Below are 24,928 nucleotides of genomic sequence, written 5' to 3' on the forward strand. Positions count from 1 at the left end.
CGTTAGCCCCTGCCACCCAATAGCCAACTGCCTACTGAGCGCAGATAACCCAGCGCGGCGCCATCCCTCTTATGGGTAATGGGTTCGAGTAAATTGGCGAGCTCCTGTTGGCGGGCTTCACTGAGGTCATTGTGGCGTTCCAACAGGCTGACCAGGGCCCGTTGATCTTGTTGTTTTAGGTTGCGTGGTGGCGGCACAGGTGAGCTGTCCGGCAGGGCTATGGGTGCCTTGTCCTCTTCCCGGTAGACAACCAGGGTGCCCGCAGCCAAGTCGCCGAGGCGTTGGAAGTGTCGCCCAATCGTCATGGCGATAACACCGGTAGCATAGGCAAAGGGGAGAAAATCAGCAAAGCGCAGCAGGTTGCGCACTATGGAGGCGCCCCAGGAAATAGGGGTCAGGTTGTCGTTTACCACTATCAGACCAAAGGCTTTTTTCCCCGGTGTCTGACCGCCGCGCAGCACTTCAAAAAATACCGGGTAGAACCACTCCAACAGGAAGGAGCAAACGAGCCAGATACCAATGCCTGCCGTATCGGCAAAGGCCAGGGCTATACCGAGCCCAGCCAGTATCAATGTGCGATAAAACAAATCCACCGCAAAGGCGAGAATTCGCGGCACGGGCCCCGCGGCCCGTGCACGCAAGTCGATTCCCTCGGGGGTTTCGACGTTGTAGGTGGTATCCAGCAAGCCACCGCTCCTGTCAGGTCGAATGGATTATGTCCCTTGGGGGCCGCCAAAGACTTTGCGATAGGCGACGCCGTATGCAATAGAAGCCAGCGGTATAGCCCAGATCAGACCTATCAACAGTGCCAGACCACCCGCAAGGTAGATAAGAAGCAATACGATAAAGAAACCTAAAAAAGCAAACCAGTTTTTAGTAATGGCTTTGCGGGAGGCTTCCAGAGCTTTCCAGGGCCCCAGATTTTGATCTATTACCAGGGGGAGAGCCATCATGTAGGCAACAGCCAGATAAATTCCCGGAATCACCAGCAAAAGGAAACCTATAGCCATCAGGATACTCATGATGATGTAAGTCACACACAAGGGCACTATTTTGTCGAAGTGGGCGAAGACTTCGGTACCAGAGGTCTCTTCTTTACGAGCGATCTTGATGCCCACCATCATCATCCCCACAACCAGAGGAACCCCTACGATTGCAGTGATCAGGTTATAAATGATTGTTGATGAGAGAGAAGCGTTGCCGGCCTCTACTGGATCAAATGCCGGGTAACCAGTAAGAAGGCCGGCAACAAAACTGATTGCAGCAATCGCGATGACATAGAGGATAATGGCAAACCATACTGTGCGCTTCTTGCCTTTCGATAGCTGCCAGCCCTCGCTGATGGCTTCACCAATAGAAAATGAATAATCCCCGGCAATGCCTTTCTCAAGTGATCCAGAGTCGCCAGTTCCACCCTCTCCAGCAAGCTCGGCCTCGGGAGCTTTGTAGATATCACTCATCCTTATATTGTCCTCATTAAAGGTTTATTTTGTAGGCGTGCAGAGTCTTGGATGCGAATATCTCACAGGCGCGATGTGGGAACAATGCCACGCCAGCACAGTGGCGGATTAGGTGATGAACCTTTCTCAGCATAAAATCGACTTATAGGTTGAGAGGAAGGTGATAATGAAGAAAACACTGTGGTCTGGGGCTGTGGTACTGGTGCTGCTGATTGCGGGTTACGTGATGTTGCCCTTTTATGCGCTCGAACAGCTGCAGCGGGCAGCTCAGATGGCTGTGGCAGATGAGCCTGAGACAAGGCGAGAGAGTATTGATACCTTGGAACGCTATGTGGATTTTCCGGTATTACGTGACAATTTAAAGCTTCGCCTGCAAAGTCAGCTGCGCTCCTCCATTGGCAATTCGATACCACAGGAATTTGATGAACTAGTGACTGCTGGGGCCAATTTCTTTATGGGGCCATTGCTGCAACAGTTTATTACCCCGGAAGGTGTTGCCAGATTACTGCGTGGTGGTGAGGACTTGCAGGCTTTTGAGCGGGAGCTGTTCGCCCAGGATTCTCAGCAAGAGGCTGCCCCTGTCCTGGAAAATGACCAGGAAACAGGTGGCACTTCCAATAGTAGCTGGCAACGCATGAGCTGGCGCTTTACTGATATCAATCACCTGAGTGCCGAGTATGGCGAGAACGATCGCGCCGAATTACGTGTGCTTATGCAGCGCAATGGGCTGCACTGGCAGTTGGTGGATATCGAACTAATCAGTGACCAGGGCCGGGAGGGTTAATTATGGAAATGGACAGCTCGGTTAATGTATTCGGTGACCCCTTAGTTCCTTGTAGCCTGGAGCCGACGACCGGTTTTTTTCGCGATGGCTGCTGCAACACCTGTAAAGAGGATCAAGGCTCCCACACGGTTTGTGTGGAAGTGAATGATGAGTTCTTGGCGTTTTCCCGCAGCCGTGGCAACGACCTGAGTACACCGATTGAGGAGTACGGGTTTCCGGGATTGGCTCCGGGAGATCGCTGGTGCCTGTGCGCCGCCCGCTGGTTGGAGGCCCAGCAGCAGGATAGGGCACCGAGAGTTTTTTTACAGCGTACCCATGTGAAAGCTCTGAAGATAGTACCTCTACATCTACTGCGACAATACGCTGCAGATTTGAATTAATCAGTGCGTAAGAGAAATTGGCACAGCGGACAAGCTTTAAAGGTTTGCTGCGCTGTGCCAATGTCATTTATCCATAATCCTGATCAGGATGGCAGGAAGTCGATAGAGTAATTGCGGGTTGTGGCTTTAACATCCGCAGCACCAAAGTTAATCATACGGATTCTCGCCAGCAGCTTGCGCTCCAGGGCGGGGTTGTCCAGCTCACTCTCTATCAACTTGATGGACGAAATAGTGCCGTTTGCTTCAATGACCAGCTGCACGGTAATTTTACCCTGCAGGGTGGGATCACGGCGTAAGGCACGATCGTAGATCGCATTGATTGCCGCCTTGTTGGCCTCCATTATGCCGCGAATGGCATTGTCGGTTCGCGCCAACTTCTCACCCCTGACTCTCCTGGCTGCCTGCTTGGCGGAGCCCTTCGCTTGGGCCTGCTCAACCCGAGTGGTTTGTCGGCCCGCCAGTGAGACGCCTCCCGTGTCAGTGCTGATGCTCCCGGCCCTGACACCGCCGCTCGAAGTTTTGGATTTGTCGCTGATCATATTGCGCTGTGTTTGTGCGGCAGTGGCGTTACCGGCACTGAGCTGACCGCGGGTAACCTCACCCGTGTTAAAACTCTCACGCATATCCAATAGATCGTCGGCCAGGGCGTTGATGCCGCTGCTCGCCGCTTTTTCCCGCGCCTTTTGTATAGTGGCAACAGGGGGTGCCTCTACTTTGCTGGGCTCGGGTTTGGGAGCCGGTTTCGGCTTTTCCTTCTCGACTTTTTTTGGTTCCGGTTTTTCTTTGGGCTTCTCTGCCTCAGGCTTTTTTTCCTCAGGCTTGGGTTTGGCCTTGGGTTTGGGCTTAGGGAGTTCCTTCTTCTCCAGGATAACCTTGGCCAGTTGTGGTGGCACTCGTTCTGCCTGTTCTCTGGTCAGCTCCGGCACTGGAGCAAAGGTAATGACGGAACCACAAACGGCGAAGACAATAAGCCCTGCACGCAGGAATTTTACAAAGCGCTGGTCTTCCTGGTTGGAAGCAGACCAGGGCAACAGGGTTTCCTGTAGTTGCCAAGGGGCATAGCGGCTGGTTGCAGTGCTCATATCAGCTTTCCACCCCCGCAGGATCTATTGGTGCTGTCTGCTCTACAGCAAAAGAGATATCGCGGTAATCTGCCTGGGCGCAGGTCTGCATAATCTGTTTGAGTAACTCATAGGGAACCTGCTCGTCGCCCATAATGGTGACCGAGCGTCCCCTTTGCTTTTGCTCGTCGCTGAGTTCACCGGCGCGTTCGGCGCGGTACTCCAGTTCCTTCAAAAGGGGTTCAATATTTTCCTTACCAGCATCAATATTATTAATGCCCACGATCATGCGATCACCAACGAATAGTTGCTGGTTATTGACCCTCACAACCGTAGTGACCTCCGGCTTTTGCTGGGAAGTGGACTTGGGTAGCTTGATGGTTTTGTCTGTTTGCAAAACCTGTACATCGCTAGTGGAGTTCACCAACAGGAAAAATACCAGGATGGTGAAAATGTCCATTAGAGAAACCAGATTGAGCTTCGATTGCTGTCGTTTCTGTCGCTGACGCCGCTCCTGTAATTTGGCGGCTGCGTTAAGCATCATTTTATTTCCCCGCTACGGTTGTTTGCTGGGGGGCATCGCCCAGGGAAATCTGTGGGAACAACTCGGCATCGACGACTGATGCGGCAACTACTGCTCGATAACTGCGTGCGGTATCCATTGCTGCCACCAGGGTTTTATAGGATGTACCTTTTTCCGAAAGAATGACCAAGTCGTCTTTCTCGATGGATTTTTCCCTTAAGTTACGCTTTATCTGCTGCAGTATCAGGGAAACAGTTTCCATATCTGGTTCACCATCGGTATTCTCCACTCGCCTGACTAGTTGCCCGGCCGGGTAATTGATATCAACATGTGCGGTGCGTAATACCAGTTCCAACTGTCGATTTTCCTGTTCAGTTGCACTACTGCTTCCATCACTGATGCCAGGAAGATTGAGTTTTAAAACTGAAATATGGGAAAACACCATATTGAGCAGTAGTACAGGAACCAGGATAGTCATCAGGCTCATAAAAGAGGTGATGTCCAGCTCTGCTTCCTCGTGTCCACGGCGACGAATATTTAATTTCAACATGGCGAGAGCCCTCAGGCATTCACTGCGCGCTGCTGTTCCGTTTTTTGTGGGCGGCCCATAGTCAAAAGGTTTAGGAACTTTACTCCGGCCATCTGCAGGCTATCTACAATTTCATTGGTCTTGTTTTGTAGCATGGAATTAAATAGCAGAAGGGGAATTGCTGAGATAAGCCCGAATGCGGTGGTATTCATTGCTACGGAGATACTGGTAGACAACATAGTGGCTTTTTCCGCAGGGTCGGCAGCGGCTACAGCGGTGAATGCTGCGATAAGGCCCATAATGGTGCCTAACAAACCGAGTAGGGTAGCAATATTGGCCAGGGTAGCCAGGTAGTTGGTGCGCTTTTCCAGGCGCGGTACTGCTTCGAGGATGCCCTCTTCGATTGCCAATGCAATATTTTCCTCGCGCTTGGCGAATTGCAGGGTATTAATACCGGCGGCGGCAATGCGACCCATCGCAGCATCGTTGTCCCGGGCCAGTTGTAATACATTCTGGTAACTGCGTTTTTGTAGCAGTGGTAATACCTGCAGATAAGCGCGGCGATTGGCGCTCTTAGCGCGGGAAAGAAAAATCCAGCGTTCCACTACCATGACGAGGCCGATAACCAGCACCAGGGCAATAGGGTACATAAAAGGGCCGCCAGTCTGGAAAAAGCGCAATAACGCCTGAGTAAATTCCATGATGAGTGTCTCCACAGAAGAAAGTGTTTAATTAGCGATATTTTTTTGCCAAACGGCCATTCCATGGACATCGGACATGATACTGATGAATATTGTGGGGCCTGATGAGGGCTCGACAATCATCTCCTGATAAGTGAAATACCTGTGGTGGCTTATCCCTGCTCCACTGGAGTGCTGAGTTTCAGCAAAAAAGCACGATTACATTAGTTTGTGGTGCTTGATGAGTATTATTATTTTTTCTATTCATTTTTTGCTTCAATAACCGGCTTGGCACTGAGCAGTTGAATTTCCCGTTTCAATTCTGAGAACTCCTGGTGCTTGAAAACGGTATTAAAATTTTGAGCCAGAGAACTATCAAGGCGCTGCAGGCTGTCGGCTTGCTTCCAAGGGATGATATACAGCACCTTGGGCTGTTCCTGGCTGCCGATTACCGTGGATTCCAATGTGGTGATTTCTTCGGCACGGGCGGTGAAGCAGGTGCATATTACGGACATTAGAATGATTAATTTATCTCGCATCAGAGTCTACGCTCCAGTTCCAGTATCCAAGCGCCGAGTAATTTGTCTTCTTGTTCTCGACTGCTCTGGGCCAAACGGTATTGCTGTAATGCCTCTTCCGGCCTGTTTAGATAGAGGTCATAGAGAATACCCAGATTGCGGTGCGCATCGCTAAAGTCGGGCCAAAGGTTCAGCGCCTGCAGGTAGCACTGTTCGGCCTCTTCGAAACGGCCAGCGTCGCGTAGTAGTGCAGCCAACTGATTCCAGGCAAATACATTACCGTCATTGACCTCAATCGCCTTGCGAAAGCTATTTTCCGCATTCTCGGCCTGTTCACTTTTCTGCTGTACTATCCCGAGGTTTAGCCAGGGGCCAGAGAGCTCTGGCCAGCGTTCAATGACCTGCTGTAGCTGCTGCACTGCGGTTGAGCTATCTCCGTTTTTAAAGCTCTCGTGTGCCTGAGCCATAGCGACGCTGGCCTCTTTGGGAACCCGCTTGGCATCCGCCAAATAGGGGTTTTCGGTAATTACATGCTCAATTGAGGCGTCCTTCTGTTGAGCATTTTTACCAAGTGGAAGGCTGCCACAGGCGCTGAGTGTCGCCAGAATCAGTAGTGTTGCTGTGAGGCGAAAAATACCACTGGGGCAATTGCGCAAATCAATGCAGTGCATGGCTCCACTCCAGGGTTGCTTCCGATTTTTTATAGCGTGCGGGTAACAGTTCGCCGAGTGAGGCAAAACTACGTTTGACCCAGTCGTCGTAAATTCCATCACTGGTGCGCTGAATATTGGCCTGATGCAGCTCTATAGCCTTTTCCTCGAAGGGGAAGGCCTGCTCTTCCAGTAGGATTTCGTACTGCTCCAACTCAAGGTCATTCAGGTTTTTGGGGCGTTGAGATTCCATCAGGTCATGGCTGAGCTGTCGATAAACTTCAGCTAAACGGAAATTGGCCTGGGTGGTGAATTCCGCAATTTCCAGCTCGAGAACCTTGCGATAATCGGCCACGGTGGTTTTCATCGCGCGCTTTTTATTGGCGAGACTGGTTTTTAGCGGCAAGTACAATTTTAATGAAGCGAATTTTTCATAGCTCTGCTCTGCCAATGCGCTTTGGGAATAGGCGGACAGGTAGCGGCCCCGAGGGGATTTTTCTGAATTTTTTGCTAATTGCTGTAGCCAATAATTCTGTTTATTAGGTTGATTGGTTTGCGCGTACAGTTGCACTAACTGATATTGCGCTTCCAGACGTTGTTCAACAGGCTTTGGCCAGAGCTTGTTGTAGTTACGGTAACTCTCAATGGCACCTTGATGCTCACCTGCTTTTTGCAGGCTTTCCGCCGCGAGGAATAAGGATTGGCGACGTACTTCTCGGTCGGGGTCATTTTGTGCAAGTTGCAGTAATTCGCCGGCCGCAGCGGCAGGCATTTTCAAGGCTTCAAAAATAACTACCGCCTTGGCGGCGAGGGTAGGTGCCAGCTGATGTGCAGGATAGAAACTCCGGAAGTCTGCAAGTTCAGCACTGGCACGCTGCCACTGCTGTAATTCCATCAGGTAATTGATCGCGTCATACTGGGCGGTGGCTGCAATTTCGCTGCGTCCACTCTCCCTGATTCGCAGCAGGTGGCGCAACGCCTCCTCACTGGGAATCTCTCTGCCATCCTCGGTGAGTGCTGGTTGCGCAAGTGCCAACTCTGCCTGCCGATAGATGGAAAGTTGAAGTTGCTTGCGTGTGTCCTCGCGCAAATGGCTATCCTTAGGCTGTATATTCAACGCACGGGTATAGGCTTCTTCCGCAGCCATATAATCTTTCAATGAAAAGTGACTGTGAGCCAGGATCATCGCGATATTTAATTGCTGAGCCTTATTCGCTGGTGGCTGCCACTGATCTGCAGCTTGTGCGGCGGCAATGGCCTCGGCAAAACGTGACTGTTGTAGCAGCTTATCTGCGGCAGATAGTTGTACTGGTAAGGCCCTTTTATCCTGCGGCCAGCTCTGGGCAAATTTAAGGCTGGCCTCAATGTTGCGATCCAGCCACAGGATTTTTTGCTCGGCATCCTGCCCCGGTGTTTCTTTATGCACTTGTGCCGAGCTAAGAATGGCTGCATAACCAGCCTCCGCACCATGCTTCTTGTCTTGATATTCCCAGGCTACCTGGCTGTATGCGCGCCAGGCTCCAGCGTAGTCGCCAGCCTGCTCAAGACATTCGGCCATCAGGAAGACCATTGGTGGAGTGCGGGGGTCCTGTGGAAAAGTCTGTGAAAACTGCCGGTAGAGTTCCGCTGCCGCTAGGTAAGCTTTGCGAGACTGAGCTTTGAGCTGCTGTTTTTGTTTACTTTTATTAGCCGGTGCCTTGGTCGCTAACTGAGCAAGTTCCTGCGCGCGCGCGTGGTCAAATTGGGCTAACTCCTCAAGCCAGGGGCGCAGTGACTGTGCCAGGGCTTCGCGCTGACTTGTCTCTGCCTGCTGCCAATACTCACTGCGAATACCATAGCGTTGTACAAATTCCCGCTTGGTTGGAAGCACCTCATCGTGTAAGCCGCCATTTTGCAGTGTTTCAATAGCTTGCAAATGTAATGATGGCGCTTCAGTGCTATTGGGGTAGTGCTTAACAAAAGCCAGATAGGTATCCGCGCTGTTGCGGAATAACTCTTTTTCTCGATACCAATTGCCCAGAGCGCTGTACAGCAGGTGCTGATAACCTCGTGGTTTGCCATCGGGATTAAAGGACTCGATAGCTTCGGCACCGCCCAGGTAACTAAAATTCAGGGCCAGGCCACGAAGGCTATCCTCGCGCAGGCGCTTCTGGCCCAGAGGTAACTCTGCTTCGCTGGCACGCTGCTGCAGAATATCCAGAGACTCGAGAAATATCTCCGTGGAACGGCGGTAATCGCTGGATTTAAACTCTGACCAGGCGAGCATATAGCGGGCATTATCGGAAAATGGACTTTCGCCCTTCTCCAGCAATGCGCGGAAGTCCTGTGCCGCTGCCGAATATTCCTTGCGATTGAAAGCCGCTTCGCCTCGGCGGAATAAAACCTCCCCCATAAACGGTGACTCAGGTGCGCCCTGGGCGATGCGCTCCAGTGCTTGCAGTGCGCCTGGCATTTCGCCATCCATAGCACGAGCTCGCGCCAGACGATAGAGAATATAGTCGTCTCGGGGGCTCTCTTTGGCGAGTGTCTGGTAGTGCTGCACCGCACTGGCAAAACCGACTGAAACTTCCGGGTTATCCGCCTGATGTTGCTCCAGTCGCTCCATTTCCAGATCGGCCAGGCGCAAACGAATCTGTGCGCGAATCTGCGGGTCTGGCTGGCTGGCCAGTGCTTGTTGATAGCTCTGCACGAGAGTGGCGAGATCAACCGATATCAACTCAGGGGGAGCTGATACAGGTTCTTCAGTGGAAGCAACCGTGGCCGTGGGCAGATCTGCAAGTGTCAGTGCGGACTGATTGCTGCAGGCGGTACTGATACAGCAGATAGCGGCAGTGAGCAGGCGCAGGGAAAAGCTTCTGGAACCAAACCTATTCACTCTGTCCCCCTTCATTATCGGGCAATAGAGCTTCTGCGGTCTTTTCCTCAGTTATTTTCTCTACTGTGGCTTTGCCTTTTTCGTGAGTATTTTCGCCATCTTGCGTTTCCACCTGAGTATTTTTCTCAGGGTTTTTTGGCGGAGGCTGGCTGGCGGCCTCTAGCATGGAGGCATCCTGTAAGCGCGCGATAGCGAGGCGGGTGTGGGCCTGGTAACTGTGAATCCGCGACTGCTCTCGCTCCAGCTCAGCAATAATATCCCGGCGTAGGGCAGCCTCAACCTTTGAAGCCGTTTTGGCTATGGCTGCGCGTTGGCCGGATAATTGCGCCGCAGTGCTAGCCAGACGCTCTGTTAGCTGGGTCAATTGCGGTGCGCGGCCCACTTCTACAGAGGTTTTACCTAGTTGCTTCTCACCATCGCGTAAGCTGGATTCGAGTAGTTGCAGAGTTTTGCGCTGTTGCCACAAGCGGTGATGATACTGTTCGCTGGCTTGCCATAATAAAATGCCACGGGCTTTAGCCAGGGTCTCGCCCTGGTAGTCGGCCCCCTTACCGTTACTGCGCAGTAGTTGATAGCGATGCTCAGCGCCCTGGAGTATCTCCAGCATCTCGAATATCTCACTGTTATTTCCACCCTCCCCGTTGCTGGTAGCTTCGAGCAGAGTCAGTGCGTCACGCTCCCCTTCTATTTGGGCCAGGGCATCGTTGAGATTGCGGTAGTGTTGCTTGGCGATTTGCAGTTGCTGGTCAAACTCTGCGCTCTGGTACTGCCCGATGATGCCGGAGCGCCTTTGGTGACGCTCTTCGATCAATGAATGCAATTGTGGAATTTTTTGTGACCAGTCATTGAGTACCCTATCCATCTGCTGCAGGTCGCGCAGCTCCGACAGGCGCAGTTGGAATTGATCGCTCTGTAAAATGGGTAAGAGAAAATGCTGGTTGTCCCGCAGTAAGGGTGCGGCTTGAGCCAGTTGTAGCCAGCCGTAGCGTTGTGACTGACTAAATTGGCTGGCATCCGCCAGCGGTTCTGAAGACAGCTTCCGCTGTAAGTGCTGCAGCTGCTGCAATGTGCTCTCGAAATATGTGGCTGCATCACTATAGGCGCTTAGAGCTTTATTGCGTTCAGCCTGCTTTTCATAGGCATAGGGCAGGGCGACCCTTGCCTCCCGTGCGGCGGGACTGTGTTGGTGTTCTGCCAATAAAAAACGCAGGGCATCTACCCCCTCCTGGTATTGCTCGCTGTTGATCGAAGACCAAGCGAGCCCGAGCAGAGCTTTGGTTGCCCAGGGGGTGTGTAGGCGCACTTGGGAAAATTCAGCTTGGGCCTGGGAAAACTGCTCTGACAATGCCATAGCGTAGCCAGCGCCGATATGCGCTTTGTCCGCGAGTATCAGGATATCCTCTGAGGGTTCATCCTGCTCAGTTGCCAGTGTGCTTGCGAAGCGATATTCCTCGGCGGCGGCAACTAACTCTCCTCTTCGGGCTAAGGCTGCGCCTAGATTGATGTGTCCGAGTAGGCGCTCTGACAGCGGCAGATCGGCGCTTTTAAGGAATTCCTGGGCTGTGGAGATTTCTTCACTGCGCAAGGCCAGGTTAAGGGGAAGGGTGGAGGAATCTATGGCTCCAGACTTTTCCAGATTTTTTGCCGCCAAGGAAAAGTCACCCTGCAAATAGTTCAGCTCTGCCAGCTTCAGCCAGGCAGCCTGGCGAAGTTTGGGATCTGTATTTTGATTGCCGGTATGAAGCTGTAGCTCGAAAAGTTCGGCAGCGTGTCGATGCAGACCAAAACTGAGGCTGATTCCCCCTTCGATCAATGCGGCACTGTCGCGGTGAACTTTAATTGAATCACGTTGCTTGGCGACAAGCAGGGTGCTGAGGGCATCGAAATTATTGCCTTGAAAGTACTCATACAGGGTTGCCCCGTAGGACATATCCTGAGCTTGGCGATACTTTTTGTCTTCGGATTGCGTCTTTTCCTGAGGCGGTATTTCTTCCGAGGTAACTTCGGTCTCGGTGCCATAAGCAGGCAAACTGACACCTAGCAAAGCGACACTGAGGGATATTATGCGGGAGAGGGGCCGGTAGCTCATGGGTAATCAGGGCGTGGGCCATTGAATGAGTTCAAAGTCCGGCTGTTGTTTGCCGATTTTATCTGAGATGCGCAATTCGATAACAACGGGCTCATCGGTCTTTTCCAACTCTAGAGTCGCGCCCCGCTTATACTCGCGTCCCTCTGGTCCAAGACCGGTGAAGAAAGCGGAAATGGTGTAGTTACCAGATTTTAGGTTGCCTTTGTGTAGGGGTTGGATACCACCGCGCACAAGGGCACTGCGCTGATGATCGGTATACAGGTGGCTAGCTGTGAGTTTATTGTCAATATGTAATTTAACAGCGTCCAACTGAAAATAGTGACCGATATCCACAGAAACATAAAAAGCTACTTGGCTTTGTGCGGGGTAGAGCAGGTCCTCTTCCAGGATTAACAAATCCCGGTTTAACTTAATAACATCGCGCTTTAGATTTTCCAGCTTTTCAGCGGAAAAAGACTCTTGCTGAGCCTGAGACGCTGCGCCTGTGAAGAGAGCGAGTGAGAAAATAAACAACTGGAGAACGCGTCCCATGGAAGGCCTTTCGCTTGCTTTTGGCTTTATTGTGTAATGGGCGCAAATTATGTCAGGGGCGCAGCTATCTGGTGTGATCCCGTTGGCAAATTTTTTACGACGTTGAAACGATTATTGTGGGTTTGCCAGTCCCTGACTGAAGAACAGACGTTTGTTACTGTCGATAACCACTGCTTCAAATTGGGGCAGGCGATCAATGAGCGCCAGTCCCTTTTTCTTACCCAGCACAAATACACTGGTGGAAAGTGGATCGGTATCAAAACCCCTTGGGCCGATAATACTGACACTGATTAACTTATCGCTGTCTCCAACTGCTGTATCTGCGGGTTTCCCGGTATTTGGATTGAAAATATGATGAATACGCTCTTGCTGTTCATCGATAAAAAAGCGCTCGTAGTCACCGGAAGTTGAAATGGCAATGTCACGCAGGGGAATTACTGCGGCACTTTTGCTTTTTTCTCGTGGGTGACGAATGCCTACCAGCCAAGGTTCGCCGCGTTTATCGCCTAGCATACGTGCATCGCCACCGGCGCTGACACTGGCACAGCAGACTTCAGCCTGTTCGAGAATTTGAATGGCTTGATCCACCGCATACCCCTTGGCAATTCCACCCAGGTCAATTTTTGTTTCACTGTGACCAAAGCGCAGGGTTTTGGATTTTTTATTCAAATATAAGTGGCGGTAGTTCAGCGCCTCGATTAGAGAATCGGTAAGGGCGGAGTCTGCCTGTTTCCCGTTGCGGAAATCATAGTGTTTGCCGAGAGTAGCGTAGCTGATATCAAAGGCTCCATCGGTCAGGTGGCTGAACCAGAGAGACTTATCCACCAGAGAAAGCAGCTCATCGGAAATATTGACCGCTATTCTACCTGCCTCGCGATTGACGAGGGATAGTTCACTTTCTGCTTTGTAAGGTGACAACTGGTTATCCAGACGATGGAATTCCGTCATCACCTCTTCGATCAGGTATTCAGCCTCACTGGCATTCTCGTGCCAGAGCTGAAGGCGGACTTCAGTGCCCATGATTGCACGCTCGGCATAGTGCCACTCGGCCAATACCGGTGCCGCACAAAGGGCGGCACCACCAAACAGGAGAGATCGAATAAAACGCAACATCTCGGCATCACATTATCTTATGGGGGCAAAAGCGGTCAGGCTGTCCATGAGAGTACTGTTACCGAGCCCATGATTGGGGAATAGGCTGGCAAAATTACCTTGTTCACCATGTAGGGCCAGGTAGTTCAACACTACAGTTTCTACCAATAGGTTGACGTTGTTGGCGGCGGGGCTTGAGGACGTTTCCACATCCCCGGAGGAACGCATATAACCCAGCTGCTGGTGCCTTGCCTGTTCATCGGCGCTACCACCGAGTAATTGCGGACGCCCCGCAGGGTTGTATACCAGGAAGAAGGAAGCAGCGGTTTGCTGATCGTCTCCGGTCCACACCCCCTTGCCACGACCTTCGACAGAGTCGTCGATCATTCCGTTGGAGAATACCGAACCATCGCTGAAGACATAAATCATCAGTGGCTGGTTGCGACGTGCAGCATACTCCAGGCAGGCGCCAATACAGCGGCCGGCACGCAGGTCGCGCATCTCGCCGGTGGCACGGTCGCCGGTATGGTAGTCGTAGCCACCCATGGTGATAGTGCCGGCACCGGCATAGCCATTCACCACAAGTTTCATTGCTGAGGCAGTTTTGCGGAATTCCCCATCCCCACTCAGTTCAGCGCTGGTAAAAATGCCGGAGGGACCGACAATATCCGGATCGGCTTCGGGGTTCAGATCGGCGGGATTACCGAAGCGGTCCGCCAGATCGGCGCTCTTCATATAACCGCAGCGCACCATGTCCTTGATAATGGCATCGGCCCCCACGCGGGTGTTTACCTTACCCAACTTGGCATCAGAAATACGGTACATGGATTCCATCACTGCAACCGTGTCTTCCTGGCTGAGCAGTCCCACCAGATCGCCCACATCCACGAGGCCGGTAACATCAGAAGGCCTGTCCACTTTGGTGGGGCGTACCTCTGGATTGATCATTGCCGACGGAGACATGGAGTTACCACCGGAATCACTGGAGCGGGAGCCGATCAGGGCCAACAGGGAACCATTGGCGCCGGCCTGATTGATACCGTACATGGGGTTGTGGGGGTTGTTGCCGGTATCGTTTTCCGAGCGTGCCGGGATTACTGCACCGTTGGTAGCCGCGGCAGTGCCAGAGCCCACTTTTTCCAAAATTCCGCGTAGCAAACCGCTGTCGCTATGGAAGGCGAGGCCCAGGTCGTTGTTAACAAACCCTTCTCCGGCAGAGGGGATCATATCGCCCGGCAGACCCTGCTTGTTGTAGCCGGCCGTGCCGAGAAAATCCATCTGGCCACCCTGTTTGCCTACCAATACATTGGAGCCGGCGATATTGGCTCCACCGGCGAGGTCGAAACAGATAAACGGAATTTTACCGGCGCCGAAAGCGCTTACATCACAGGGGCCGCCGTTACTCTTGCGCAGGTCTTCCAGATCGGAGGACAGAGCTGCGTGGGCGTTATGCGGGTTGGCAAACATACTGAATACCGAGCCACCTAATACTGTCGCCATGCCCGCGCGGAAGCCCTGGGCTAGAAAATCACGACGGGTTACCGGGCGGTGGTGGTCCGGGTGGCGTAGGGGCTGGTCCAGCTCAAAATATTTTTTCTTGCTCATAGTCTTTCCGGATTTTTTATCCGATGTGCCGGTAAATTATTTTTTAAATTTTTAGCAGATTGTTAAAAATTTTCTTTCGACAATCTGGTCTAGGCTGTGATTGATCCTCCCAGGTACAGCGTTTAAAACCGTACCTGGGCGACAGCCCGTTTTTTAATCAGTGAATCAGGATCATGGCGCTGCCCATGGCGGCTGCGCATACGGCCTTGACCGTGGTCTCGGTCCGCCCCGCTTCACAACCATTGCCACAGGCGGTCATGGTATTGATCAGGCTGTTTAATTCCGCTTCCACGGTGCTTAGATCTGGTGCGCTAGACAGCTGTGAGTGGCTGCCGTCGTGCCAGTTCATTTCGTGGCCCAGCAGGCTCTCCATTAATGGATTAATCACCAGTGCTCGTTTGTCGGCGCTGTCGAAAGCAGTACCAGCGGAAGCGCTAAAATCAAAACCAGGGAAATAGCTGCTGCGTTCATTGGAATCCACCAGGGTGCTGCAGTACTTCACAGCAAGCTGGGTGATACCCATTTGCTGAGCCGCCAGGAATCCGGTGATGTCACTGGAGACTGGAAGCTGGCGCTTCACGGTTTCCCAGGTTTCCATCACATCCGGGTGGGCACTGGAAATACCGGTAGCGCGAGACAGGCTGGCATTAATCTGCTCGAAGCGGCGCAGGCCAATACGTGGTTGAGCCTCGAGGTCTGCCGGTTCCGGTGGCGCTGCAGGGGTGGGCTCTACACGAGTAAAGCTGGCGTTGCCGATACGCTCAAAAGTGAGAAAGAACTCGTCCGATAGTGGGCCTTTATCAAGGGTGATAATGGTGCCCAATCTGGACAGTTGCTGGCCTTGGAGCGGTACATAGCTATCATCAATTTCTGTGGAGAACTCGGCCCAGGACTGGCCCACTTCCGCTTCGCGACCATTAATACCAATACGCATGCCTTCGATAGCGATACCTTTCGGATCTACGCTTTCGTCCAGGCTGATAAAAGTAGGTTCACTGAACAGATAGGCGTAGTTATCGAACTGCTGAACGGTAAACATCACGTAGCTCTCGGCGATGCCGGTGTGCTCTTCAACTTTAAATAACAGGAAGTATTTCTCTCCCACACCTACTTCATAGTTGGTGGCAACGTCCTCGGCAGAGAGCGCGCGAGAGTGAATTGCCAGCATGCGGATAGAGCCCTGCCAGCTATTTCCGTTACTTACTTCACTACCAACAGCTAGGGCAAAGGTGTCGTCCCAAGTGCTCAAGAGTCCCGCTTCGGTGGGGTCCATCTCCCCGGTATCAGCGCCGTTTACAAAGAGTTTGCGGCCGTTGATCGGGTCAAAAGTGGCGACCACGTGCTGCAAACTCGCCTGTACTTGCTGGTCGGCATCATCAGTCATCAGAGCTGGCATACCGTCCGCATCGGTACTGTCGCTGCGGTTCTGGAATGTGTAACTGTACTGCGCCTGGCCTAGGGTGAAGTTGCGAATATCGTCACCGCCGGAATAGGTCACCAGACGTGCGGGACCTTCCTGGGTTACATTGGCCGGTGCGGCCCAAACCTCAATGGAATATTCGCCGGTGGCGGTGAGGGTTTCGTATAACTTGCGGCTGGTCGCTGTCGCCCCCTGGGCTTTACCACCTTTCAGCTGCAAACCCCAGGACTCAATCCACTCCACATCGCCTGAAAGAGCTAAATCAATAGCCGGGTTTACGCCGGAGGTGTCATAGGCCGTAGTGCCGCTGCCGGTTTTAAATTCGTACAGGGCAATCGCATTATTTTCCACGCGTCCACCACTGCTGGCGACAATGCCATCGGTGAGGCGCAGAGCCTTACTGATAACCCAGTCCTGGTTTACCTGGGTAGGTGCGATGCTGTCCGCAAAGGCTTGGATGGCTGCAGTCATTTCCGCTTCGTTATCGGAGCAGTCATCCCAGCAATTGTGGAATTCACTTCCCAGGCGCACGGAGAAGCGTGAATCCGCAGGGGTATCCAGATTCATCTTGCTCTTTGCTGACTCATAGGCGAGGTCGACATCGGAGCTGGCAAAGTAAGGTTTTTGTGCGAGTGCGGCATCCTCACTGTGGCAGCTGGCACAGTAGTTACGTAATACCGGGTAAACGGTAGTACCGAAGTTACTACTTGAGACCGGGAAGCTCTTGCTCGCGCCCACATCGCGTTCTATAGGAGGGGTTAGTGTGACTGTATTACTGAGGCCGCCGCTGGCTTGGGCCCACTCTTCAATATAATTGGTAATAATTTCAGCGCAGGCGTCGTCGCTGGAAAGCCAACAGTTGTGTCCGCCGCCCACTTTGGTCACCAGGCGCGACTCTTCCGGTAGGCTTAGGTTTACCAGTTCGCGCCCGTCATCGTAGGCTGCATTAATATCGTCACCGCGTACGAAATGAGGGCTCTGTGCACCTTCAATATGGCAACTACCACAGCGATTCTGTGCGACCAGGTTATCCCAGATATAGCGCTTGTACTGATTGACGTCATCAGTTTCAGGTGCTGGCCCTGAATAGTTGACGCCATTATTGGATTGGTTGGTATTTGGCTGTTCCTCTGTGTCCTGGCCACTGCCGCCACTACAAGCGACAACAAATGCCGCTGTGTATAAAAGGGTTGATATTTGCAGGCTCTTTAAAGTTTTCATTGTTATTAGTCCCCCGCGCAATAAACTGCAGCATCGGCGTACACCTGCTTCAGTTTGTAACCGGAGCTGCTGAAATCGTCAGTGATGGATTCTATGCGTGCGCGATCACTGGCATCTTCGGGCTCACGTAAGCACACCTGGCGAAAAACTTTGGTGACTTGGCAGGTGGCGAAAGCACGGCTGTTGGCCAACTCCTCACCGAGAGATTTTGCTCCGTTACCGCTACCGGGGAGGGCGCTACTCCACCCCAGGTGAAGATTGGGCCCCTCACGCCAATAGTTGTCCCAGCGATCGTCGGGAAGCTGGTATCCGTGGGGAAAGTTTGCTGCATTAATATGGTTTTTGGCTTTCACACGACTGCCGGTTTCGGGATCTGTATCCCCTGCGGTGTTGTAGTCGAGTGCTCCGTTATCCCCCTCCGGATCATTGTCCGCATCGTAGACATAATCGTAGTAGGCGAACGCTTGGGCCATAGGGTCCATTCCGCTGTGACAGCTAACGCAGTTGTTCTGGAATACCCGACTGTCACCTCCGGGGCTGCGACTCACATCCTGGCGAACCCGATCTGGTGGACGTGTGCTGTCTTGCACCTGCTCCATATCCCGACACATGTGGTTGAGCATGGTAAAACGGAACATGGCGCGGTTGGTGCCAGCACTAAAAAAGGCTTTTGCTGCGGCGCGACTTGTGATCACCCCTGCGGTGGCATCGGCAGGAAGTCCATTGAGAGAAGACTGGCTCTGTTGTGCGAGATTATCTTTTAGGGAATAACCTCCAGCTTCAAGAGCTTCATAGTGATCGTTATTACTGGTGCTGTAACCCGGCAGTCCGGAAACATTCCCGGTATACAGGATATTTGCCGACAACAATTGGCGAAAATCCATATCGTCCCGCACCATACCGATAACGGTTGCGCTGTAATCGTTTAATGGCGCAAACACATCCTGCTCTTCGTTAGTCCAGGGTGTGGCGAGATTTTTCAGGGTCACATTGTAAAAATCTTCGTGTTGCATGGCTGTATAGGCAGCGCTAGTAGGATTGCCATTAGCAATATCCTCAGCCATATCCAGTAATACACTTTCAGAGGGAATTGTGCCGGTGATACGGCTGTGAATTTGTAGGGCCTGATCCTGGGAAGCGGCGAGAGCGGAGCCACTCCAAAGGCCGGCCCCGATTATTGCGCCTACCACTGTGAGCTGGATCACATGCGCTCGAGACGAATTATTTTTCATTGGATTATTTTATTGATGGGGTCAGTGGGGTATAGCAAGGCATACTAAAAGCGAATTTCAACACTGTCAGAATGACTTTCAATATTTGCGTCCCAGTTGGCAAACTTTTTGTGCGCAACTTGCGAGAATTACCCTTAGCGGTAAAAACCGCACACAAAATAATGTAGGGCCTTCAGCAAATATTACCGGCATATTGCTGGTGCCTATGCCGGGTGGATAAAAAATAATGAAATTTTTGCGTGCAGTGCCACTATTGCTGTTCGTGGCCGCTTGTAGTGGTGGTGGCAACTCCTCAAGTGGTGGAGAACAGGCGGAAGATCCAGTAGTGGTGGATTACCCTATTGCCTTTGTGCGTCGTCAACTTAATAAGGATGATGAAGGGGCTCTGGAGCCAGACAGCGTATACCAACCCCAGGATTTTTTCCCCGGTGCTGAGCTGGTCCTGAAGGATCGCGCTACAGCGAGTGCTGCTGAGACGGTAATTACCGCAGAGATTTTTATCGGCGATTACGATGTTAAAGATTTGAATACCTCCGCCGATGGGCAGCGCCTGATATTCGCAATGCGCGCACCTGAATTGGAGAATGTTGATGACGATGAGCAGCCCACCTGGAATATTTGGTTATATGACCTTGAGACCAAAGAGCTGAAAAGAGTCATACAGTCCGACCTTATTGCTGAGGAAGGGCAGGATGTTGCCCCGGCTTTTCTGCCAGATGGGCGTATTGTATTTTCATCTAGTCGCCAACGTCGTGCCCGCGCTTTGTTATTGGATGATAACAAGCCGCAATTTTCTGCTTTGACAGATGATCAGGATGAGCCTGCTTTTGTTTTACATGTGATGGAGGCAGATGGCAGTGATATTCGTCAGATCTCTTTCAATCAAAGCCACGATCTTAATCCCACAGTACTGAACAATGGGCGTATCCTGTTTAATCGCTGGGATAATGCCGCCGGTGTAGACCGTTTAAGTCTCTATACCATTAAACCAGATGGTAGTGATCTGTCTTTCCATTATGGTTATCACAGCCAGGAAACCGGCACCGAAAATTCTACTGCCACTTTCTCCAGGCCGCGTGAGATGCCAGATGGACGTTTACTGGTAAACCTGCGTTCGCCCGCAGGAATAAGTTACGGCGGCGATCTGGTAGCTATCGATGGGGTAAATTACAGCGAAGCCTACAGTGAAGCCGGTGGTGAGGGTGAGCTGGTTGGCCAGTCCTCTGTCTCATTTGCTGAGGTTGTTACTGATGGGACACTCTCTCCCCATGGCACATTCTCCACAGCTTGGCCTTTCTACGATGGTACCAGCAGACTGTTGGTATCTTGGAGCGAATGTCGCATTGTGGAGGAAGAGACGGAGCTGCTGCGTCCTTGTCCGGAAAGTTTGGAGGGTGAAGAGGAGCTGGTATTAGCTGATCCTCTTTACGGCTTGTGGATCTATGATTATGAGGCCGGTACCCAATTGCCAATTATTGTCGCAGAAGAAGGCATAATGATCTCCGAGGGGGTGACTTTGGAGCCCCGTACAGAGCCAGCTTATATTCCTGACCCAATTCCCGGGGTGGATGTGGATGGCGATCTGGTGCAGGAATCTGTGGGTATTTTGGATATCCGTAGCGTCTACGATTTTGATGGTGAGGATATAGCCGGAATAGAAGTGCTCGCTGATCCGGCTTTGACCAGCGCTGATGAACGTCCCGCGCGTTTCCTGCGTATTGTAAAAGCTGTAGCGATTCCAGATGATGACATTCTGGATTTTGATGGCTCGGCATTTGGTCGTAACCGTAGCCAGGGTATGCGCGAAATCCTGGGGTATACGCCTATCCAACCGGATGGTTCGGTACGAGTCAAAATACCTGCCGATATTCCCTTTGCAATTTCAGTGGTAGATGCCGAGGGCAGGAGAATTTTTGAGCAGCACAATAACTGGTTGCAGTTACGGTCCGGTGAGGTACGCAGCTGTGTGGGCTGCCATACCAGTGAGAGTGAAAATGCTCATGGTCGCGTGGATATGCAGCTGGAATCTGCCTGGAGTGGGGCACCAACCTCTGCGGCGCCTTTCGCTAATACTGAGCCTGCGCTACAAGCGGAAATGGGTGAAACCATGGCGCAGTTATTGGCTCGGGTTATTGGAGAGGCTGGATTAACGGGAGACGTACAGTTTTCTGACGTGTGGACCGATCCAGCAGTTCGTGCCAAAGATACTGATGTTTCTCTGGCTTACGCTGATTTATTGACTGAAATCCCTGCACCGCTGGCCTGCCTGGATAATTGGGATAGCAGTTGTCGTAGTGTTATTCACTACGAACAGCATATCCAGCCAATCTGGGAGCTGCCACGCCAAGTTGTAGATAATGTCGGCACGGTGATTAGTGATAACACCTGTACTGCCTGTCACTCACCAGTAGATGCCGCTGGCGCTACGCGAGTTCCTGCTGCGCAACTGGATCTGACCGCCAGTGCATCCATTGTGAACGATGCTTGGTTTACCTCCTATGCCGAACTGCTGGTTGATAGTCCTATCTTGGATCTTGTCGATGGAATTTTAACTCCGCGGCTGAGACAGGAGACGGATAATCAGGGTAATCCGGTATTTGAAACTGATGAAGATGGCAATTTAATACTTGATGCCAATGGTGATCCTATTCCGGTGATGGTCGTTGTAACAAGTACTTCAGTTCTGGCTGATACTGCAGCAGAAAGTACGTTTTTCACAGTGTTCTCCTCCGGGGGGGCGCACGCAGGTTACTTGCAGCCGGCAGAATTACGCCTGATTGCTGAATGGTTGGATATCGGCGCTCAGTACTATAACGATCCTTTTGCTGCACCGGCTGACTGATCCATGTCCATTATTAAGAAATACTTTTTTATTTTCTCTCTACTATTGGGAGCCAACTTACTTTCAATTTTCGCGTTTGCAGAAGGGAGTGAAGTGGCGCAAGTGGTCGAGGGTGTGGAGGTGGAAATATCTTCGGGAAAGGTACCTGAGGAATTCCCGGCAGAAGAAGAAAACCCGGAGCCGATAATTCCCGTTGCTATTGATGTGATGGGCGATATACCTGATGACGCTGAACGGGTTACCGTTGGTAATGCGTTTATCAATGTTTATCGAGGGCCTGGCCGAGGCTATCCGATTTTTCATGTAGCTGAATATGGTGAAAAAATCTGGCTGCTTAAGCGCCGTACCGACTGGGTAAAAGTATTGGCGTCGCGCAATAAAACCGGTTGGGTACGAGTTGCGGATCTGCAGGAAATTTATGGTGAGGAGGGTGAGTTGGTACGGGTTCCCCTGCCAGATTTCAGGGATGTGGAAGCGGGTTACTTTTATTTGGGTTTTTCCTACGGCGATTTTGCAGGTGCCAACTCCTTGGGAACAACACTCGGCTACCAGTTTACCTCTAATTTGGCTACTGAATTGCGTGCTACTCAAGCAGTTGGTAAATTTTCTGATAGCCAAGTGTATCAAATGGCAGTACTACACCAGCCGTTCCCACGCTGGCGACTATCTCCTTATTTTTTGCTTGGTGCCGGCCTGAATATCACATCACCCAACGCGACTATTATCGCAACTGAAGATCGCCAGGACACAGTAATGCTGGCGGGCATAGGGATAAAAACTTATCTATCGCGCCGCTTTGCCGTTAAGGCGGAATACACGAATCACTACCTGCTCACCTCGCGGGAAAATAATCAGGAGATAGTCGAGTGGAAACTTGGTTTCGACGTATATCTGTAGGCACAGCAACCCTATCCGCACTATTCAGTGCTCATGCCTGTGTTGCCCAACAAGGTGAGGAAGTTATAACAGATATTGTCTCTCCAGATTTGGAGCGTCGCGAGGTACGTGATGCACTGATAGACAGTGAGAATATTGAACTGGGTGTCTTTGCCGGGGTTATCAATGTAGAAGATTTTGGCTCCAATGCCCTCTATGGCACGTCAGTTTCTTACCATATTACTGAAGATTTCTTTATGGAAGGCACTTATGCGCAGACTGAGTTGGGTGAATCCAGCTTTGAGCGTTTAAGTGGTGCCGCTCCTTTGTTGACCGATGAACAACGGGAGCTGAGCTATTACAACTTTTCTTTAGGTTGGAATATTTTTCAAGGGGAATACTTTATTTCTGATGACTGGGCATTTAATACTGATTTTTATCTGGTGAGTGGTGCCGGTAATACCTCTTTTGCCGATGAAGAGCACTTTACTTATAACTTCGGTGCCGGAGTGCGCTTATTGGCAAATGATTGGTTGGCATTACGCTTTGATGTGCGTGATCACGTATTTGAACACGAATTATTTGGTGAGGCGCAAACTACTCATAACCTGTCTACCCAATTGGGACTTACTGTATTTTTCTGATTGTTTTAAAAATTAACAATAAGGATTTTTTATATGTTACGAATTGTTGCTGTATTTGCGCTGCTTGTATTTTCGACAGGCGCCAGTGCTTCTGAGCCTTCTAAAGACTTTACTTTAGCTTCTAATCAAGGTGCGAACCTGCGTTTGGCGGAGCAGCGTGGTGAGGTGATTATGCTGAATTTCTGGGCATCCTGGTGTGGGCCCTGCCGTCAGGAGATGCCTTTGCTGGACCAGTTGCACGAGCGTTATTCCGCGGCTGGATTCCAAGTCTGGGGTGTAAATGTGGATGCACACCGATCTGATGCAGAGAAGTTATTGGGAAAAATACCGGTGGATTTCCCCATTTTATTCGATAGTACCAGTGAGGTGAGCAAAATGTATGGTATTGACGCTATGCCGAGCACGGTTTTTATAGATCGAGATGGGAATGTTCGTCATATCCATAAAGGCTATCGTGATGGCGATGAAGCGGCATATAAGAAAATCATTAAGGAATTAATCCGGGAGTAATATCATGTTGCGCTACTTGTTGCCGCTGTTGGCGGTATCGCTATTCAGTGGTTGCACAGTAACGCCCTGGGTGGCTCCTTACGAGCGTCAGTACCTGGCGGATCCAATTATGGGTTTTGAGAGAGATCCAGTTGCCGCCAGCTACATGAACCATGTGTATGAAGCCCGGGAAGCGGCTAGGGGAGCGGAAGGTGGTAGTGGAGGCGGATGTGGTTGTAACTAAATTGTTGCGTTATTGCCTTGCTTTAGGGTTAATTTTCCCCGTTTATGCTTCTGCTGCTGTGTTACCTGAGGAGCGAGCTGATAACCTGTATCATGCCTATAGTGGCGGGGGGGTTACCATAGATGGCCCCTCGGTGTTGATTCGTAAAAATATTGGCAACAATGTCTCCTTTTCCGCAAATTACTATGTGGATATGATTTCCGGGGCCTCAATTGATGTTGAGGCAACTGCTAGTGAATATACTGAAAGGCGTGATCAGTACTCTCTCGGGGTGGACTATTTGGTGGATAAAACCACCATTAATTTCGGCTATACCAATAGCTCGGAGAGTGATTATGAGGCGCAAACAGTTGGCTTTGGTATTAGTCAGGGATTCTTTGGAGACTTGAGTACTATTGATCTGCGTGTCAGCTATGGTAGTGATGAAGTATTTCGCAATGATGATGAGTATTTTTCTGATGAAGCCCAACACCGTCGCTATGGGGTGAGCTGGAATCAGATTCTTACACAAAAATTAATTGCTGAATTAAGCGTAGAGACGGTCACCGATGAAGGTTATCTTAATAATCCTTACAGAACGGTGCGTTTTCTTGATCCAACAGTTTCACAGGGATTTAGTTATCAACCTGAAAACTATCCAAGGACCAGAAATAGTGATGCGGCAGCTATTAGGTTAAAATATCGATTACCTTACCGTGCATCAATAAAAGGTGAGTATCGCCGTTATGCGGATAGCTGGGGAATAACTGCGGATAATGTCGAGTTTCGTTACACTCACCCGCTGGAAGAGCAGGATGAATGGATCCTTGAAGGTAAGATACGCTATTACCAGCAAACCAGCGCTGATTTTTATAGCGACTTGTTTCCCTATTCGAATGCTACCAATTTCCGAGCACGTGACAAAGAATTGAGTAACTATACCACGCTAGCACTAGGCGTAGGTGTATCTTATGAATTGCCACAACGCTGGTCCCTGCTAAATCGCAGGAATACTATAAACTTATATTGGGATCATATCCTGTTTGACTACGAGGATTTCCTCGATGTTACGGTGCATGGTGATAGTACGGCTATTACTCCGGGAAGTGAACCTGCCTATAGCTTTTCAGCCAATGTAATCCGCCTGTTCTGGACGGTACGTATCTGATATTAAAGGCCCTCAACTAAGTGTGACATTTAAATA

The 24,928-nt window shown here is 51.1% G+C and carries 23 protein-coding genes; 8 read left to right on the plus strand and 15 right to left on the minus strand.

Features of this window, described 5'->3' with window-relative positions:
* Positions 1–2: 2 nt before the first annotated feature.
* Together ABWV76_RS05580 and ABWV76_RS05585 are read right to left on the minus strand one after the other, a co-directional pair.
* Complete coding sequence (locus ABWV76_RS05580; protein ID WP_282952188.1) at positions 3–686, minus strand: RDD family protein; 684 nt, start codon at positions 684–686, stop codon at positions 3–5.
* A gap of 27 nt (positions 687–713) precedes the next feature.
* Complete coding sequence (locus tag ABWV76_RS05585; protein ID WP_020414152.1) at positions 714–1,460, minus strand: hypothetical protein; 747 nt, start codon at positions 1,458–1,460, stop codon at positions 714–716.
* 166 nt (positions 1,461–1,626) lie between these two features.
* Between ABWV76_RS05585 and ABWV76_RS05590 the strand changes: the two genes are divergently transcribed.
* Both ABWV76_RS05590 and ABWV76_RS05595 read left to right on the plus strand, forming a co-directional pair.
* Positions 1,627–2,244: a DUF2939 domain-containing protein gene (locus ABWV76_RS05590; RefSeq protein ID WP_282952190.1), complete on the plus strand. Its 618-nt coding sequence runs from the start codon at positions 1,627–1,629 to the stop codon at positions 2,242–2,244.
* Between the two features lie 2 nt (positions 2,245–2,246).
* Positions 2,247–2,624, plus strand: a complete 378-nt coding sequence (locus ABWV76_RS05595) for a DUF2237 family protein (RefSeq protein ID WP_020414154.1) — start codon at positions 2,247–2,249, stop codon at positions 2,622–2,624.
* Positions 2,625–2,707: 83 nt separating this feature from the next.
* Here ABWV76_RS05595 and ABWV76_RS05600 read toward each other — a convergent pair whose 3' ends face one another.
* The 13 genes from ABWV76_RS05600 to ABWV76_RS05660 form a co-directional block, all read right to left on the minus strand.
* Positions 2,708–3,706: an AgmX/PglI C-terminal domain-containing protein gene (locus tag ABWV76_RS05600; protein ID WP_353375491.1), complete on the minus strand. Its 999-nt coding sequence runs from the start codon at positions 3,704–3,706 to the stop codon at positions 2,708–2,710.
* Position 3,707: 1 nt separating this feature from the next.
* Positions 3,708–4,229 (minus strand): biopolymer transporter ExbD, encoded by a 522-nt coding sequence (locus tag ABWV76_RS05605; protein ID WP_020414156.1) that lies wholly within the window; start codon positions 4,227–4,229, stop codon positions 3,708–3,710.
* Between the two features lies 1 nt (position 4,230).
* Entirely contained in the window at positions 4,231–4,758 is a 528-nt protein-coding gene (locus ABWV76_RS05610; RefSeq protein ID WP_020414157.1) for an ExbD/TolR family protein, read from the minus strand.
* A gap of 11 nt (positions 4,759–4,769) precedes the next feature.
* On the minus strand, positions 4,770–5,438 hold the full coding sequence (locus ABWV76_RS05615; RefSeq protein ID WP_020414158.1) for a MotA/TolQ/ExbB proton channel family protein: 669 nt from the start codon (positions 5,436–5,438) through the stop codon (positions 4,770–4,772).
* A 239-nt stretch (positions 5,439–5,677) separates the two neighbouring features.
* Positions 5,678–5,956 carry a hypothetical protein gene (locus tag ABWV76_RS05620; RefSeq protein ID WP_020414159.1) on the minus strand — a complete coding sequence of 93 codons (279 nt, stop codon included), beginning with the start codon at positions 5,954–5,956 and terminating at the stop codon, positions 5,678–5,680.
* Positions 5,956–6,606: a tetratricopeptide repeat protein gene (locus ABWV76_RS05625; protein WP_353375492.1), complete on the minus strand. Its 651-nt coding sequence runs from the start codon at positions 6,604–6,606 to the stop codon at positions 5,956–5,958. Before ABWV76_RS05625 ends, ABWV76_RS05620 begins: the two co-directional genes overlap by 1 nt.
* Positions 6,593–9,460 (minus strand): tetratricopeptide repeat protein, encoded by a 2,868-nt coding sequence (locus ABWV76_RS05630; RefSeq protein ID WP_353375493.1) that lies wholly within the window; start codon positions 9,458–9,460, stop codon positions 6,593–6,595. Before ABWV76_RS05630 ends, ABWV76_RS05625 begins: the two co-directional genes overlap by 14 nt.
* Positions 9,453–11,549: a hypothetical protein gene (locus tag ABWV76_RS05635; RefSeq protein ID WP_353375494.1), complete on the minus strand. Its 2,097-nt coding sequence runs from the start codon at positions 11,547–11,549 to the stop codon at positions 9,453–9,455. The genes ABWV76_RS05630 and ABWV76_RS05635 overlap by 8 nt, the downstream gene beginning before the upstream one ends.
* A 6-nt stretch (positions 11,550–11,555) precedes the next feature.
* Positions 11,556–12,080: an AraC family transcriptional regulator gene (locus tag ABWV76_RS05640; protein ID WP_353375495.1), complete on the minus strand. Its 525-nt coding sequence runs from the start codon at positions 12,078–12,080 to the stop codon at positions 11,556–11,558.
* A 111-nt stretch (positions 12,081–12,191) separates the two neighbouring features.
* A complete protein-coding gene (locus ABWV76_RS05645; protein ID WP_353375496.1) occupies positions 12,192–13,193 on the minus strand; it encodes an FAD:protein FMN transferase in 1,002 nt (333 codons plus the stop codon).
* Between the two features lie 12 nt (positions 13,194–13,205).
* Positions 13,206–14,777 (minus strand): hypothetical protein, encoded by a 1,572-nt coding sequence (locus ABWV76_RS05650; RefSeq protein WP_020414165.1) that lies wholly within the window; start codon positions 14,775–14,777, stop codon positions 13,206–13,208.
* Positions 14,778–14,934: 157 nt separating this feature from the next.
* Positions 14,935–17,418 carry a LamG domain-containing protein gene (locus tag ABWV76_RS05655; protein WP_353375497.1) on the minus strand — a complete coding sequence of 828 codons (2,484 nt, stop codon included), beginning with the start codon at positions 17,416–17,418 and terminating at the stop codon, positions 14,935–14,937.
* Between the two features lie 5 nt (positions 17,419–17,423).
* Positions 17,424–18,650, minus strand: coding sequence for a hypothetical protein (locus ABWV76_RS05660; RefSeq protein ID WP_051089521.1), 1,227 nt, complete (start codon positions 18,648–18,650; stop codon positions 17,424–17,426).
* Between the two features lie 226 nt (positions 18,651–18,876).
* Here ABWV76_RS05660 and ABWV76_RS05665 point away from each other — a divergent pair, with 226 nt between their 5' ends.
* Genes ABWV76_RS05665 through ABWV76_RS05690 form a run of 6 tightly spaced genes read left to right on the plus strand, consistent with a single transcriptional unit; the run spans position 18,877 to position 24,892 of the window.
* On the plus strand, positions 18,877–21,492 hold the full coding sequence (locus tag ABWV76_RS05665; protein WP_353375498.1) for an HzsA-related protein: 2,616 nt from the start codon (positions 18,877–18,879) through the stop codon (positions 21,490–21,492).
* 3 nt (positions 21,493–21,495) lie between these two features.
* A complete protein-coding gene (locus ABWV76_RS05670) occupies positions 21,496–22,389 on the plus strand; it encodes an outer membrane beta-barrel protein (RefSeq protein ID WP_353375499.1) in 894 nt (297 codons plus the stop codon).
* Positions 22,359–23,012, plus strand: coding sequence for an outer membrane beta-barrel domain-containing protein (locus ABWV76_RS05675; RefSeq protein ID WP_020414170.1), 654 nt, complete (start codon positions 22,359–22,361; stop codon positions 23,010–23,012). Before ABWV76_RS05670 ends, ABWV76_RS05675 begins: the two co-directional genes overlap by 31 nt.
* Before the next feature lie 33 nt (positions 23,013–23,045).
* Positions 23,046–23,522 (plus strand): TlpA family protein disulfide reductase, encoded by a 477-nt coding sequence (locus ABWV76_RS05680; RefSeq protein WP_020414171.1) that lies wholly within the window; start codon positions 23,046–23,048, stop codon positions 23,520–23,522.
* 4 nt (positions 23,523–23,526) lie between these two features.
* Entirely contained in the window at positions 23,527–23,745 is a 219-nt protein-coding gene (locus ABWV76_RS05685; protein ID WP_020414172.1) for a DUF4266 domain-containing protein, read from the plus strand.
* Positions 23,732–24,892: a DUF3570 domain-containing protein gene (locus ABWV76_RS05690; RefSeq protein ID WP_353375500.1), complete on the plus strand. Its 1,161-nt coding sequence runs from the start codon at positions 23,732–23,734 to the stop codon at positions 24,890–24,892. The genes ABWV76_RS05685 and ABWV76_RS05690 overlap by 14 nt, the downstream gene beginning before the upstream one ends.
* Positions 24,893–24,928: the final 36 nt, after the last annotated feature.

It is taken from the genome of Microbulbifer sp. NBRC 101763, from assembly GCF_040371615.1.
GTDB classification, from domain to species: Bacteria; Pseudomonadota; Gammaproteobacteria; order Pseudomonadales; family Cellvibrionaceae; genus Microbulbifer; species Microbulbifer variabilis.